Here is a 15,064-nt window from a genome sequence, read left to right as displayed (position 1 = left end):
GTCCACTCGGACTTCAAGCCGGCGATGCGGATTCTCCGGGGCGCGATCAACCCTTCTTGGAACGACTTCGACGCCGCTCCTGTTCCGCAGCTCGGACGCACCACGTCCACGCTGCCCATAGCGCCCCTCCCGTGAGACCCCTGGCCGCCAAGGGGTGCGCCAAGCGTCCGGACTCCAGGGGGCGTTCGGAGTTTCCTGACGACCTCACGCGCCTGCACACCCAAGAGCCGCACGAGCTGGGCGTGGGCCAAACTCCGCCGGTGCCAAGTCACACCCTTTGGAATATATAAGTAGCTGGCCGTAGTGCGTCGCGTTGACGAGCGAGCGAGCAAGGTTTTCGATGATCGTCGAGAGAGGCTACGCGCTCCGCGAGAAAATCGAGGAAACTGCCGATTTCGCCCTGTACCGCGCATACCACGAGGGCGACGGCGTCCCGGTTTTGCTGAAAATCCTGTGCGCGGAAAGATCGACCGGCGCCGAGGTCGTGCGCTTCAAGCACCAGTACGAGCGCATCGCGCGCCTCGCCTCGCCCCGCCTCGTCGCCCTGCGCGGCGTCGAGGCGCTCGCCGGCTCCTTGATCGTCGTCCTCGAGGACTTCCCGGGCCGCGATCTCGCGCGGATCCTCGCCGCGCGCCCGTCACGCAGGATGCCGGTCGGCGAGGCGCTCGATCTCGCGGCCGCGCTCGCCGAAGGTCTCGCCGCGGTGCACGTGGCCGGGCTCGTCCACCGCGATCTGCGCCCGCAGAACGTGCTCGTCGGCGCGCGCGGCGCGGTCAAGATCAATGGCTTCGGCGTCGACGCCGAGATCACCCACGCGCACGAACGGCTCTACGCGCCGGCGGTCATCGCCGACGTGCTGCCCTACGTCTCCCCCGAGCAGACAGGCCGCATGAACCGCGGCGTCGACTACCGGACCGACCTCTACGCGCTCGGCGTCATTCTGTACCAGATGCTCACGGGTCGGCGCCCCTTCGAGGCCCTGGACCCGATGGAGCTCATTCACGCGCACCTCGCCCTCGCGCCCACGCCGCCGTCCTGCGTCGATCCGACCATCCCCGAGGCCGTTTCCGACATCGTGCTCAAGCTGCTCGCGAAGAACGCCGAGGAGCGTTACCAGAGCGCCGAGGGCCTGCTCGCCGACCTCGAGCACTGCCGCGAGGCCCTCCGCGGCACGGGGACGATCGAGCCCTTCGTCGCGGGCCAGCGCGATCGTCAGGACCTCTTCCGGATCCACCAGAAGCTCTACGGCCGCGAGCATGACATCGAGGCGCTCACCGCCGCGTTCGAGCGCGCGCTCGAGGGGGGCCGTGAGATCGTCCTCGTCTCCGGCTACTCGGGGATCGGGAAGTCCTCGCTCGTACACGAGATCTTGAAGCCACTCGCGCGACAGAAGGGCTATTTCACGAGCGGCAAATACGACCAATACAACCGCGGCGCGCCCTACAGCGCGGTGATCCAGGCGTTCGACGGCCTCGTGCGGCAGATCCTCACCGAGAGCGATGCGCGCATCCTCCGCTTTCGGAGCGCGCTCCTCGAGGCGCTCGGGCCGAACGCGCAGGTCGTCTGCGACGTCATCCCGTCGCTCTCCCACGTGATCGGCCCGCAGCCGCCCGTCCCGGCGCTCGGCCCGATCGAGGCGCAAAACCGCCTGAACCGGTGCTTCTTGCTGTTCGTCTCGGTGTTCGCGCGGCGCACGCACCCGTTCGTCCTGTTCCTCGACGATCTTCAGTGGATCGACCCCGCGAGCGTCGGGCTGCTCCGCGCGCTCCTCGCCGACGACTCGCTCGATGCCCTCTTTTTCTGCGGCGCTTACCGTGACAACGAGGTATCGCCCGGGCACCCGTTCGTCCTGGCGATCGAGGAGCTCAAGCAAGCCGGGCTCGTCGTGCGCAACATCGTACTCACCCCGCTCGCGCGTCCGCACCTGATCGAGATGCTCTCGGATAGCCTCAAGCGCAGCGACTGTGGGCCGCTCGCCGATGCGGTGCAGAAGAAGACCGGCGGCAACCCGTTCTTCGTCAAGGAGTTCGTCCGGCCGCTGCACGACCACGGCGTCCTCGCGTACGCAGCCGGATCAGGCTGGCGCTGGGACCTCGCCGCGATCGACGCACTCGGGTACACGGACAACGTCGCAGACCTCATGGTGCGCACCATCGCGCGCCTGCCGCCGGCGACGGTAAAGGCGCTCAACCTCGCCGCGGCGATCGGCAACCGGTTCGACCTCGACGTGCTCGCCGCGGTGAACGAGTGCTCGCCGGAAGACGCGTATGCCCGCCTCGATCCCGCCGTGAGCGAGGGGCTCGTGATCGCCGGGCGCGGCGGCTACCGCTTCGCCCATGACAAGGTCCAGGAGGGCGCCTACGCGATGATCCCGGAGGCGGACCGACCCGCCTTCCACCTCCGGATCGGCCGGCTGCTCGCGGGCAAGCTAGACCTCTCGGAGAGCCAGAGCCTCTTCGACGTCGTCGGCCACCTGAACAGCGCAGGCGACCTCGTGTCGGACCCCGCGGAGCGCCTGCACCTCGCCCGCATGAGCCTCGAGGCCGCATGCCGCGCCGAGGACTCGGCCGCCTTCGGCGCCGCGCTGCGCTACCTGCAGTTCGGCCTCCTGCACCTTCCGGAGGACGCCTGGGCGTCACAGTACCCGCTCCGCCTCGAATACGCGAAGAGAGCCGCCCTGATGCTCTCGCTCTGCGGCCAGCATGACGACGCCCTCGCGATCCTCTCCGAAGGCCTGGAGCGGGCCGCGAGCCGGCTCGATCGTACCGAGGTGCTGCGGCTCAAGATGAACGTGCAGGTGCTCAAGAACGACCTGCCAGCCGCGCTCGCGGAGGGGCTCGAGGCCCTGCGCCCGTTCGGGATCGACCTGCCTCTCTTCCCGGACGACGCCATGCTCGACGCCCAGGTGCGGGCGACGATGGATCTCGTCCGGGAAAGGACGATCGAGGCGCTGCCAGGCCTGCCGTCGCTCGCGGACCCGGAGATCCTCGCCATGCAGGACGTGCTCCAGGAGCTCTTTCTCCCCTGCTACTTCCTGGCCACGAACGACCTCGGCATCACGGTCGCGAAGATCCTCGAGAACACGCTGCGCCACGGGCTCTCGAAGAACTCGATCTTCGGCTGCATGAACTTCGGGATGCTCCTCTGCGCCCGCGGCGACATCGCGCTCGGCTACCGCTTCGGCCGCGCCGCCATCGACCTCGCGGACCGCTGCACGGACAAGAAGTCCGAGGCGATGCTCCGCAATATGTGGGGCGCCTTCGTGCAGCATTGGCGAGAGGGCTACGCCGCCTGCAAGGCGTCGCTGGTCGCCGGGATGCACACCGGGCTCGAAACGGGCCAGTACATCTGGTCGTTCTACAACACGGCCAATGGCATCACGAACAGCCTCCTGCGCGGCCTCCCGCTCTCCGACCTCCTCGCCGAGGCGCGGAGCTACCAGCCGATGCGCAAGCTCGACGAGTTCAATGCCATCACCTGGGCGGTCGGCGCGGTCGGACAGATCGCGCACCAGCTCTCGGTCGAGACCGAGCGCCCCGCCGCGCTCAAGGGGGCGTGGGTCGATATCGACGAGGTGATCGAGGAGTCCCGCCGCATCGACAACCAGGCCTCGTTCTTCTTCGCCCACTTCTACATCGTCATCCTCTGCGTCTTCCAGGGCCTGTTCGAGGAAGCGGCGCGCGCTGCGCTCTTGCCGAACATCGAGATCCCGGCCGTGGCGGCCTGGCATGGCAACCCCGCGTTCCATTGCTACGCAGGCATCGCGTTCACGCAGGCGGCGGACGTCGTCTCCCCAGCGGAGCGCGCGCTCTTCCTCGCCCGCGCCGAGGTCTCCGCCGAAAAACTCTCGCGCTGGGCGGACCTCTGCCCGGAGAACCTGGCGCACCGCCGCGCCCTCCTCCGCGCCGAGCTCGAGCGCGTCCGCGGCGACGCGCGCGCCGCCGGGGACCGCTACGACGAGGCGATCGCTCTCGCGCAGCGCGGCGGCTATCTCCACGACGAGGCGCTCGGCAACGAGCTCGCGGGCCTCTGCTTCCGCGCGCTCGGCAAGAAAACCATCGCCGGCGCCTACCTGACCAAGGCGCACAAGGCGTATGGCCGCTGGGGCGCGACGGAGGCGATGCGGCGCCTCGAGAACGCGTACCCCGACCTCGTCCCGGGCGAGAGCCTCCGCGGCGAGAGGAGCCCGCAGGCCGGCGCCGCGCTCGACGTCGGCTCGGTGCTCAAGGCCTCTCAGGCCATCTCGGGCGAGATCGTCCTCGACCGCCTGCTCGACGCGCTCATGCGCATCATGGTCGAGAACGTCGGCGCGCGGCGCGGCGTCCTCCTGCTCCTGCGTGACGGACGGCTCGTCGTCGTGGCCGAGCACCACATCCGGGATGCGTCGGTCCACGTGCTCGGCGCGGCGCCCCTCGAGGGCCGCAAGGACCTGCCGGCCAGCGTCGTCACGTACGTGGCGCGGACGCGCGAGACCGTCCTGCTCGACGACCTCGCGATCGACGGGCCGTTCGGGCGCGATCCGTGCTTCGCCGGCGGTGCGCCGCGCTCCTCGCTCGCCGCGCCCATCGTCTACAAGGGCCGCCTCGCCGGCGTGATCTATCTCGAAAACGACCTCACCCGCTCTGCCTTCACCCCCGATCGCGTCGAGGTGATCCGGCTGCTCTCCGCCCAGGCGGCCAACTCCATCGAAAATGCGCGCCTCTATGCGGATCTGCAGCAGGAGAACGCGGAGCGACGGCGCGCCGAGGAGGTGCTCCGCCATTCCCTCTCGCTCCTCGAGGCCACGCTCGAATCGACGGCGGACGGCATCCTGGTCGTCGACGACGAGCAGCGCGTCCTGTGTCAGAATCACAGGTTCACGGCGATGTGGCGCATCCCGGACGAGATCCTCTCCACCGGGTCGGACGACACGTTCCGTACGTTCGTCTGCGACCAGGTCCTCGATCCCGAGGCGTTTCTGCAAAGGATCCGCGCTCTCTATGCCTCGCCCGAGGAGTCCAGCTTCGATGCCATCCCGTTCGCGGACGGGCGCGTCTTCGAGCGTTATTCGCAGCCCCAGCGCCTCGGCGGGCGCGTGGTCGGGCGGGTCTGGAGCTTCCGCGACATCACCGCGCGCGTGCGCGCCGAGCAGCAGCGCGATCAGCTCCTCCTGGACGAGCGGCGGGCGCGCACGGCAGCGGAGGAGGCCGTGCACCTGCGGGACGAGTTCCTTTCTATCGCCTCGCACGAGCTCCGCACCCCGCTCACCAGCCTGCAGCTCGCCATTCAATCGCTGGGGAAAAGGCTCGCGCGGGGTATGGACGTCGAGCGCGTGCGATCCGCGGTCGCCCTCTCTGGCCGCCAGGTCAAGCGCCTCACCGACCTCATCGATATGCTGCTCGACGTCTCCCGGATCCAGGCGGGGAGGCTCGAGCTGTATACGGCGCCCGTCGAGCTGCGCGCGCTCGTCGACGAGGTCGTCGCCCACCTCGGCGATCAGATCGCGCAGTCAGGCAGCGTGGTCGCCGTGCGCGCGGAGCAGCCGGTCATCGGCCGGTGGGACCCGCACCGCCTGGAGCAGGTCGTGACCAACCTCCTCACCAATGCGATCAAATTCGGGGAACGCCAGCCGATCGACATCACCATCACCCGGGAAGATCGGGTCGCGCGGCTCTCGGTGACCGACCGTGGGATCGGGATCTCGGCCGAAGTGCAGGTGCAGCTCTTCGAACGATTTCGCCGCGGCGTCTCGTCTAAGCATTACGGGGGGCTCGGGCTCGGCCTCTACATCACCCGCACCATCGTCGAGGCGCACGGCGGCCGAATTCGCGTGTCGAGCGAGGTCGGCCGGGGCTCGACCTTCTGCGTCGAGCTGCCGCTCTCGACCGAGCGCGCGGGGGATTTGTCGTCGTAGCGGTTGCCTCGAGCGGCTTCGTGAGTTCGGCTTGGTCACCTGTCCCTCGGTTTGTCCGTTGCTCCACCTCTCGGTGAGCGCGGCCCTGACTGCGCGCTCGTCGCGGCAGAGCCCCGCGGCGAAGTCGCGAAACTCGACCAGCGAACTCGCCTTGGCTTGCTCCAGCCAGGGCACCAGCGCAGCGGTATCGCGGGCGCGGACCAGCTGGGTGAATTTCTGCGCAAGGCGTTGTCCGGCAGCGATCGTGGGGCAGTCTTCGAGCAGGTGGTAGATGTAGCGACGTTGGTCGGGGTTCAGCTCGAACGCGGGAGCGCATCCTTTCGACACGACGCCTCCGGACGAGCGCCTGCAGAGCCTGCGGGCGCTGGCGAGCGGCAAGGCTTCGGCAGCGAGTCGACGCGAGCGGCGGGCTCGACGTTCAGTCGGGGCGGGCGACGGATCGCACCGGTTCGCCCCCGCGGAACAATCCCGCCAGAAGCACCGCGCGATGACGAGCGGTCGCCGGAAACTCGAGCTCGGTATGCTCGCGAACCTCCCCTGCTCGATGGAGAGTGGTTGAACAGCGTCTTCTTCGCAGCCGGCGGCCGATGGGAGCACCTGTCATGCTGGTGGATCGAGTTGCCGCCGGCAGACTGGCGCGTGTAGCATTTGACAATGCGAGCGGTGCTCTCGATCTGCCTCTGGACCGTCTTGGTCGTGCTCTCCAGCGCCGGCTGCAAGCGCCTCAAGACAGGCGCCCGCGAAGACTTCGCGGAGAGGTATAGCTGCCCGGAGGACAGGGTCGAGGTGCGCGAGCGTGACGACGTCAAGTGGAGCACGGTCGTGCTCGGCGACGCGCCGCGGGAGGCCCCGCCGGCCGAGGTGAAGAACGACCCGGAGCGGCTCGCCAAGTGGAACGCAGACCGCGCCGAGCAGGACGCGGAGACGAGGGAGACGCTCGACGATCTCGACGTGTTCCAGGTGCGCGGGTGCGGGCACGACGAGCTCGTCGCCTGCAGCCACCCGGCGGACGGCGATGGCGTCGCGACCGACAGGGTGGTTTGCTTCCAGGGGCCGAAGCGACCCAACCCCTGACCGGACAGGCCGTGCTCACGTGAGCCAGGCAGCCGGCGTCGAGCCGAGGTCGATCATGGGCGCGCCGAGAAGCGCGGTGCGGCGCCACGCCAGCTCGCGCTGAGACTGGTCCGCGCGGTCCACGGCATCGTGCAGGGCCACCCAGCGTGTTCTCACAGGCCCGCTCGGGCTTGCAAGCGCGCGAATTGATGCGCTTGCCGATCCGACCCGTGAACGGATATCCAATGTGCTGATGGGTGGAGCCACCAGCTGGAGGCCGTCGCCTCCATCCAACGCTTGACGGACGCACACGCCCTCGTCCCCAGGACCACATTTTCCCGGAAATCGACGTAGATCGACGCGACAATCACCGGTCGCCCCGCGCCGGCATGGTTGTTGCCGAAGCACGATGCGTAAGACGGAGAGCCATCATGAACAAATCACTCGCAATGATCATTGTCGCCGCCTCCTATTCCATCGCCGGATGCGTCCTCGATGCCCCCAATGGCCCCGACACGCACCTCGGCGCCGAGCTGACGAACGAGCACGCTGGAGCACTTACGAACGGCGAATCCCCCGTTGCCGACAAAAGCCCCCTGGCAAAATCGACGGTTCGAGTCTCAACTCAGACGCACCCATCGTGGTTCCCCCCCGGAATCGACTGGGTAGATGACTGCACGGGGGTCATCGTCGGCCCTCGGCACGTGCTGTCGGCGTCGCACTGCGTTCCGCCAGCGGGCGACACCACGGTGACGTTCTATGACGGTCCGCTGCCAACGGGGGACTTCGCCACGGTGGTCGCGACCGTGGCACCGAGCGGGGTCGAGCTGGGCTCGCATTCGGATGACGGCCGCCGGGACACCAACGGCAAGTTCGCCGACATCGCGGTACTCACGCTCGACTCCGATATCCCGAGCTATACGCGCCCGGCGTTGCTCCCCCTGGGCTACCCCGGCAACGATGTTTCCGGTTACATGGTCGGCATCGGATATCACGACAATCAGCCGAACGACGACGACTGGGATATGCGGAAGCTCTCTGAGGCCACGTATTCGAGCAACGTGAATGACGGGCACTTCTTGGTCAATGACGGGCACCTTTTGACAGATTGGCCGAACGCCAGCCGTGGCGACTCCGGAGGCCCCTTCCTGGTCTGGGCGAGCACGCCGGGCCGATACGTCGTTCACGGCGTGGCATCCTCGAGCGTCGACGAGTGGGGCACGTGGAAGACGAAGTACACGAGCATCACGTACCGGCTGAACTGGGTCCTCAACAAGATCAGCTATACCGGAGGAATGACCCGCAATGTGGGCGTCCGACTCGTGTCAAGCAGCTTCACTGTCGCTCCGTCGGTCGATCAGAGCCGCAAGTGTGCCTTGTATTGCGAGCACGCCCCCAGCTGCTCGAGCTATTCCTATTCACTCACTGGCCAGTTGTGCACGCTCAACCTCGGGAGCGCGACGCCTGTAACGGCGAGCGGCTTCGTCTCGGGAGAGAAGCCATGAACGACGCCACCCGGCGCCCGCTACGTCAGGGAAGGTGTCGCCGAAGGACCACGCGCAGCGAAATCTCGCAAGCTCCCCAGCTCGCCTCCAGCAGGTGGATATCGCTTTCCCTTGCGTCCCTTACGCTCTTGCGGTGTCCTCTCCATGGATCACGTCGTTTGTGGCGCGGGATCGCATCGGAGGACGAGCATGGAGAGCTTCTTGCGGTGGACGATGGGGGTGTCTGGGCTCGGGCTGGTCGTGGCCCTGACGGGAGCCGCCGGCTGCCTCGGCACGGCCGAGGGGGAGGACGCAGCGCTGGCCGAGCCGAGCGCGGCGGGGGCGCAGGCGCTGACCGGGTGGCAGTGCGCGGCGTGCGTCAGCGGCGAATACACGCACTCCGTGTCGCTGAGCCAGGGCAGCGCGCTCGGCTGCGCGAACGGCGAGGCGTACCGCTGCGAGCTCATCCCCTGGGCCACGCGGGCGTCCTTCGCGCATTGCGACGCCTCCGTCGGCTGTCCGCCCGGCTGGTACGTGAGCAGCTCGCAGAGCGGGCCGAGCTACTGCGCCGGGATCTACGATCGGATCTCGTGCGGCGCGGTGCCGTACCCGAGCGGGGCTTACGCGACGTGCGACCCGATCTGTTACCCTGGCTTCACCCAGACGGTGGTGAATGCCGGCGTGCCGAGCTGTGATTTCCAGGACAAGCGCACCTGCGTGAAGTGAGCGGCGGCGCCACCTCCCGCCGCGACCCAGCTCCCTCCGGCGAGCGCGCACACGAGCCGCGGCGACGGCATCGGTCCTGCCCGTCGTCAACAGCCGGGCGCTGGCGAGCAGCACGGCTGACGCGGCTCCCGCTGCGCTTCCGCGCCGCGCCGCCGTGAGCCGACCTAGCCGCCGGCGACCGGCGGGATCAGCGCGACATCGTCACCGCAGCTGATCTTCTCGTCCGCATGGGCGTAGGTCCCATTGACAGCAAGGCGGATCGAGCGCCGATGCGGCGTGAGCGCCGGATAGCGCCGGCACACCTCGCCCATGAACTCCTCCACCGTGCAGGGGCCGCTCAGCTCGAAGCGTACCTCCGAGGCCCCGACGATGTCGCGCGCGCCTCCGAAGGCGAGCAAGTTGACGGTGTTTTCCATGGCCGAAACGTACCATCCCATGCAGCTCGACGCCGCGACGCCCGATCGATCATCCCCGCCCCGCTGAGGCATCGCACACGCTCGAGCTCGAACGCGGAGCGGCTGAGCTCTGCGGAGGTCATCGCGAGCGACCAGCCGACGTCGGGGGCCGAGTGGATCGCAGTGCCGTCGAGTCGAACATGACCAGCAGGAGAGTGCTTTCCATCGAGTCTCGCCTTCCGCGAGCTGGAAACGCGGCCGCCCTCCCTTGCGGGTCCGCGCCTGGAACACCATCAGCGTTGCATGCTCGGCGCTGCCGTCGATGTGTGAAATCGGCCAGGTGGACGCAGGAGGAAGGTGGCATGCTCGCGACAATGCCGCTCCCAGGTGCCGCCGGTGCCCGGCGATCGGAGGGCCAGACGTCGACCGTCGACGTGCACGGCCGGCCGATCGGCGATCTGCGAATCTCGGTCACGGATCGGTGCAACCTGCGCTGCTCCTATTGCATGCCGGAGGAACAGTACGCCTGGCTCCCCCACGATGACATCCTCCGGTTCGAGGAGATCAGCTTCCTCGTCGACGTCTTCGCGGAGCTGGGCGCCGCCAAGGTGCGCCTGACGGGCGGCGAGCCGCTGCTGCGCCACGATCTGAGGACGCTCGTGCGGTTCATCGCCGACAAGCCCAGGATACGAGACATCGCGATGACCACGAACGGCGTGCTCCTCGCCGAGCACGTCCACAGGCTCCGGGCGGCCGGCCTGCGCCGCCTCACCGTCAGCCTCGACACCCTGCGCCCCGAGCGCTTCAAGGCGCTCACCCGCCGCACGACCCACGCCCAGGTCCTCGAGGGCCTGCGTTCCGTGCCCGCCGCCGGGTTCACCGACACCAAGATCGACGCCGTGGTGATCCGCGGCGTGAACGACGACGAGCTCGCGGATCTCATCGAGCTCGGCAAGACCATCCCGGCCGAGGTCCGCTTCATCGAGTACATGGACGTCGGGGGCGCGACCCAGTGGTCGCACGACAAGGTCGTCTCGCGCGCCGAGATCCTCAGATCGCTCTCGCGCCGCTACGGCCGGGTGGAGGCGATCTCGGGCGAGGGCACGGCGCCGGCCGCCCAGTATGCGCTCCCCGGCGGGACGACGTTCGGCATCATCTCCTCGACGACACAGCCGTTCTGCAGCGCTTGCAATCGCTGCCGGCTGACGGCCGACGGGATGTGGTATCTGTGCCTCTACGCTGCACGGGGCACCAACCTGCGCGAGCCGCTCCGGCAGGGCGCCTCGCTGGAGGAGATGAAGGCCATCGTCGCCCGCGTGTGGGGCGCTCGCTCCGACCGCGGCGCCGAGGCCCGCCTCGCCGACCGATCACGCGGCGCGCTGCTCCCGGCCATCCAGCTGAAGCGCGACGCGCACCTGGAGATGCACACCCGCGGCGGGTAGGTGTGATCCGCTCGAGCGACGCTGATCCACGGGCCCCTGGGTGACGCGGCGCTCAGGCGACAGCCCCCTGGCGCTCCAGAGCCCACGCGTCGGCGAGCGCGAGCGCGCGGGCGTTCTCGGGGATGCTCTCCAGGAAGCTCTGCCGCAACGCCGGCCTGCCGATCTTCGCGGCGCGCTCGAGGAGCCGCGAGCGCGCCGCCTCGATCATCTGCGCGGCGCGCTCGCGCTCGCCGGCGGCGCGCAGGGCCTCGGCGTAGGTCAGGCGGATCAGCGACTCTCCCTCCTCGGCCATCCCCGCGTCCTCGATGAGGCGGAACGCCTCCTGCGCGTCGAGGAGCGCCTCGGCCGCCCCCTCGGGCCCCCCACCCATCCGGGCGCGCGCGAGGAGGGCCAGCGCCACCGCGCGCAGGAGCGGCGCCACGTCGAGCAGCGCCGCCGCCGCGCCGGCCTCGCGCGCGGCGGCCTCGCGGTCGCCCGAGAGGAGCGCCGCCCGGGCGAGGTACGCGCGCGAGAGCCCCTCCATGCGCCGGTTGCCCTGCCGGCGCGACGCGTCGATGGCCTGCTCGAGGAGCGCGCGGGCCTCGTCGATCTGGCCCGCCTGGAGGAGGACATTCCCGAGGTTCTGCCGCGCGGTCGGGAGCACCTCGTGCAGATCCATCTGTGTCGCCTGGGCGACGGCCGCGCGCAGCAGCTGCTCGGCGCGCTCGAGCGCGCCGAGCTCCGTGAGGATGAAGCCCATGTTCAGCTGGACAGAGCAGGCCTGCCGGCGGTCGCCGGCGCGCCCGAACGCCCCGACCGCCACCTCCAGGGCGTCCACCGCGGCGGCGTGATCACCCGCGAGCGCGGCGCGAAACCCGACGGCCTGGTGCAGCCCGCCGAGCGCCTCGTCGTCGACCGTCGGAGCATCGTCCGCGAGGCGCAGGCACTGCTCGAGCAGCGCGTCGGCGGTCGCGTGCTGGTTGGCGAGCATGAGCTCCGCCGCGCACCCGGAGAGGCAGAGCACCACCACGCTCAGCGCCTCCTCGGCGGGCGCCGTCGCCGCGAGCCTCTCGGCCCACGCCCCGGCGCGATCGACGGCGCCCTGCTTGCTGGCCCCGAGCAGGGCCGCGGTGAGCGCGCGGTACCATGCGCCCGACCCCGGATCGAGCAGCGCGATCGCCTCCGTCGCGCGCGCCTCGGTGGACGACAGCTCGCCGCGCCACAGGTGCGCCTCGGCCTGGACCAGGCGCAGCGCGCCGAGATCCCGCCCGCTCGCGCCGGAGGCCACGCCCCGCTCCGCGCGCGCGAGCGCGGCCGCGAGGTCGTTGCCGCGGAGCGCCTCCTCCGCCGCGGCGCAGAGCCACCGCACGGCCCGCTCGGGCTCGCCGCCGCGCTCGCAGTGCCCGGCCAGGACCAGCGCGTCCCGCTCCCCGGCGTGCTCCAGCCACTCGGAGGCGAGCCTGTGCCCGAGCCGCTGATCCGCCTCGGTGAGCATCATGTACGCCGCGTCGCGCACGAGCCCGTGCCGGAACGCGTACTCCACCTCGCCCGGGAACCGGGACGCAGGCCGCCGCGCGATCCACTCCTGCTGCTCCAGCGCGAGGAGGCGGCCCGCGAGCGCGGCGTCGTCCCGGTCCACCCCGAGCAGCCGGGCGATCGCGCCCCACCAGAACACCTCGCCCAGCAGGCTCCCGGCGCGCAGCGCCCGGCGCGCCTCCAGATCGAGCCCCTCGAGGCGCGCCTGCACCATGGCGAGCGCGGTCTCGGGCGCCTCGCCCGCGTCGCGGCCCTCGACGCCCTCGGCGCCCTCGGCCGCCACGCGCAGCATCTCCTCCAGCAGGAACGGGTGCCCCGCCGCGCGCCGGACGAGCCTCTCCACCTGCGCCGCGGGCGCCTGCTCCCCGAGCGCCGCGCGCACCAGCCGCTCGCAGGCGAGGGCCGGCAGCGCCCCGAGCCGCATCGCGGTCGCGCCCCGCTCGGCCCACAGCCCCGGGAACACCTCGTCCACGTCGGGCCGCCCGAGCCCCAGCACCAGGAGCGGGCTCGACCGGAGCTGCCCGAGCGCCGCGTCCACGAGCTGCACCGTCGGCAGGTCGCCCCAGTGCAGGTCCTCGAGCACCAGGAGCACCGGCCCGGCGCGGCACTCCGCCTCCAGGAAGGTGAGCCAGGCGCGCCGCACCTGGTCGGCCATGAGCATCGGGTTCTGCCGCGCGGCGCGCAGCTCGCGCCGATCCGCGTCCGGGAACGGCGCGCCGATCACCTCGCCAAGAAACTCCGTCACCCGCGCCTGCTCCGCGGCGTCCACGGATCGTGCGACGCGCGCGGCGAGCTTCTCCCGGCCGCGCTCCCGGGGCTCGCCCTCCGCGATCTGGGCCGCGCGCCGCACCACCTGGGCGAGCAGCCCGAGCGGCGCCCCGGCCCGCACCGCGTCGCCCTGCGCCGTCCAGATCTGGGGCGGCGCCTCGCGGCCGCGCATCCTGCGCGCGAGCTCGATGCGGAGCCGCGATTTGCCCACGCCGGCCGCGCCGATCACGAGCGCCGCCTGGGCGCACGGCTCCGAGGCGCACTGGTCGAAGAGGAGCTCGAGCCAGCGCAGCTCGCTGCTCCGCCCCACGAACGGCGTCGGCTTGCCGAGCAGCGCGCGCGCCTCCTCCAGCGGCTCCTGCTCGCCGAGCAGCGCCGCCCCGCGCTCGCCGTGCGCCACCTCGAAGCGCGGGCCGAGGAGGGACGCGGTCATCGCGTCGATCGCGATCGGCCGGAGCGCCTCCTCCGCGCCCCGCTCTGCGGCCGTGAGGTTCGCGACGGCGCGGTCGATCACGGTCCCGAGCGGCTGGGTCCCGTCCACGACCTCCCAGCCCGTGGCGAGCGCCACGTCGGAGGCCTGCAGCAGCGCCTTGAGCGAGAGGGCGCACCGGGCCGCGCTCGCCGCGAGATCCGTGGGCGCCTCGGCCCCCGTGAGCAGGGCCGCGATCGATCCGTCCTGGAGCAGCTCCACGCGCGCGCCGTGCAGGTCGGCGGTCCTCCGGATCTCTCGGAGAAGGGCGAGCGGCCAGCGGCGCTGATGGGTCAGGCCGCGCGCGGGTGCCGTGCTCTCGTCGCTGGCCACGGCCTGCGCCGGCTGTGGCGGCCGCGCCGGCTCGGGCTGGCGCGTCGCCAGCACCACGGTGACCAGCCGCCGCTCGGCCGTGGTCAGCCCGACCGACGGCGCCAGGGGCGCCGCGCTCGCCTCCCGGATCTCCGGTGAGCGCAGCTCTGCCGCGATCGTGAGCGCGTCCCCGGGCCGCAGCTGCCGATCCTTGCCCAGGAGGCGCGAGAGCAGCGCGTCGAGCGCCGGAGGCGCGCCGGGCCACAGCTCGTGGAGGCGGGGCGCCTGCGCGAAGAGCACCTTGGTGAGCAGCGCGACGACGTGCGACCCCACGAACGGCGGCCGCCCGGTGAGGCACTCGAACAGCACGCACCCGAGCGCGTACAGGTCGGCGCGCGCGTCGATGTCGGGCTCGCCGCGGACCTGCTCCGGCGCCATGTAGGCGGGGGTCCCGACGGGAGCGTCGGGGTTGGTCAGCGTGTAAGTGACGTCGGGGGCCCGCGCGATCCCGAAGTCGAGGATCTTCACCGCCGCGACGTCCCCACCCGGCAGGAAGAGGTTCGCCGGCTTGACGTCCCGGTGGACCACCCCGCGCAGGTGCACGGCGCCGAGCGCCTCGGCGGCGCGCGCGGCGAGCGCGAGGCTCTCGTCGAGGCCCAGCGGCCCCCGCCGGAGGCGCGCCGCGAGATCCTCGCCGTCGAGCCACTCCATGGCCAAGTACTGCCGGCCCTCGGCGGTGACGCCGTGGGCGACGTGCCGCGCGATGGCGGGGTGGTGGAGCCCCGCGAGGACCCGCGCCTCCCGGCGGAACCGCTCGGTCTGCTCGCCTTCCGCGTGCTCCGCGTGCAGCCCCACCTTGACGGCGACCGGCTCCCCGGTCTCGCGGTCGATGGCCCGATAGACCGCGCCCATTCCCCCGGATCCTGCGACGCGATCGAGCTCGAAGCGACCTGCGAGCAGGTCCCCGGGGCGCATGCGCGGAGTATCGAGCAAGCGCGCGGCGCGTG

At 70.9% G+C, this 15,064-nt stretch carries 8 protein-coding genes and 1 pseudogene; 5 read left to right on the top strand and 4 right to left on the bottom strand.

What is annotated here, in order from left to right:
* The first annotated feature begins 340 nt into the window (after positions 1-340).
* Entirely contained in the window at positions 341-5,893 is a 5,553-nt protein-coding gene (locus tag WMF14_RS12955) for an AAA family ATPase (RefSeq protein WP_437801286.1), read from the top strand.
* Positions 5,894-5,923: 30 nt separating this feature from the next.
* Here the strand turns inward: WMF14_RS12955 and WMF14_RS12950 are convergent.
* Positions 5,924-6,220: pseudogene (locus WMF14_RS12950) on the bottom strand (transposase); the annotation flags it as partial.
* A gap of 327 nt (positions 6,221-6,547) precedes the next feature.
* Here WMF14_RS12950 and WMF14_RS12945 point away from each other — a divergent pair.
* On the top strand, positions 6,548-6,967 hold the full coding sequence (locus WMF14_RS12945) for a hypothetical protein (RefSeq protein ID WP_437801285.1): 420 nt from the start codon (positions 6,548-6,550) through the stop codon (positions 6,965-6,967).
* Positions 6,968-6,982: 15 nt separating this feature from the next.
* On the opposite strand, the gene WMF14_RS12940 is transcribed toward WMF14_RS12945, so the two are convergent.
* Complete coding sequence (locus tag WMF14_RS12940) at positions 6,983-7,108, bottom strand: hypothetical protein (RefSeq protein WP_437801284.1); 126 nt, start codon at positions 7,106-7,108, stop codon at positions 6,983-6,985.
* A 269-nt stretch (positions 7,109-7,377) separates the two neighbouring features.
* Here WMF14_RS12940 and WMF14_RS12935 point away from each other — a divergent pair, with 269 nt between their 5' ends.
* Together WMF14_RS12935 and WMF14_RS12930 are read left to right on the top strand one after the other, a co-directional pair.
* Positions 7,378-8,451, top strand: a complete 1,074-nt coding sequence (locus WMF14_RS12935) for a trypsin-like serine protease (protein ID WP_437801283.1) — start codon at positions 7,378-7,380, stop codon at positions 8,449-8,451.
* A 189-nt stretch (positions 8,452-8,640) separates the two neighbouring features.
* On the top strand, positions 8,641-9,156 hold the full coding sequence (locus tag WMF14_RS12930; RefSeq protein WP_437801282.1) for a hypothetical protein: 516 nt from the start codon (positions 8,641-8,643) through the stop codon (positions 9,154-9,156).
* A gap of 164 nt (positions 9,157-9,320) precedes the next feature.
* Here the strand turns inward: WMF14_RS12930 and WMF14_RS12925 are convergent, their stop codons facing one another.
* Positions 9,321-9,572: a MoaD/ThiS family protein gene (locus WMF14_RS12925; protein ID WP_437801281.1), complete on the bottom strand. Its 252-nt coding sequence runs from the start codon at positions 9,570-9,572 to the stop codon at positions 9,321-9,323.
* A 341-nt stretch (positions 9,573-9,913) separates the two neighbouring features.
* Between WMF14_RS12925 and moaA the strand changes: the two genes are divergently transcribed.
* Complete coding sequence (gene moaA, locus WMF14_RS12920; RefSeq protein WP_437801280.1) at positions 9,914-10,993, top strand: GTP 3',8-cyclase MoaA; 1,080 nt, start codon at positions 9,914-9,916, stop codon at positions 10,991-10,993.
* Between the two features lie 52 nt (positions 10,994-11,045).
* Here moaA and WMF14_RS12915 read toward each other — a convergent pair whose 3' ends face one another.
* On the bottom strand, positions 11,046-15,032 hold the full coding sequence (locus WMF14_RS12915; RefSeq protein WP_437801279.1) for a protein kinase domain-containing protein: 3,987 nt from the start codon (positions 15,030-15,032) through the stop codon (positions 11,046-11,048).
* Between the last annotated feature and the right edge of the window lie 32 nt (positions 15,033-15,064).

This window comes from Sorangium sp. So ce693 (genome assembly GCF_051521375.1).
Taxonomy (GTDB): domain Bacteria; phylum Myxococcota_A; class Polyangia; order Polyangiales; family Polyangiaceae; genus Sorangium; species Sorangium atrum.
The sequence above is the reverse complement of the archived record's forward strand: the minus strand, read 5'-3'. Positions and strand labels throughout refer to the sequence as shown.

Coding starts and splice junctions, on each gene's coding strand:
- WMF14_RS12925 (WP_437801281.1), bottom strand. CDS start 9,572: ATGGAAAACACCGTCAACTTGCTCGCCTTCGGAGGCGCGCGCGACATC.
- WMF14_RS12915 (WP_437801279.1), bottom strand. CDS start 15,032: ATGCGCCCCGGGGACCTGCTCGCAGGTCGCTTCGAGCTCGATCGCGTC.
- WMF14_RS12945 (WP_437801285.1), top strand. CDS start 6,548: ATGCGAGCGGTGCTCTCGATCTGCCTCTGGACCGTCTTGGTCGTGCTC.
- WMF14_RS12935 (WP_437801283.1), top strand. CDS start 7,378: ATGAACAAATCACTCGCAATGATCATTGTCGCCGCCTCCTATTCCATC.
- WMF14_RS12955 (WP_437801286.1), top strand. CDS start 341: ATGATCGTCGAGAGAGGCTACGCGCTCCGCGAGAAAATCGAGGAAACT.
- WMF14_RS12930 (WP_437801282.1), top strand. CDS start 8,641: ATGGAGAGCTTCTTGCGGTGGACGATGGGGGTGTCTGGGCTCGGGCTG.
- moaA (WP_437801280.1), top strand. CDS start 9,914: ATGCTCGCGACAATGCCGCTCCCAGGTGCCGCCGGTGCCCGGCGATCG.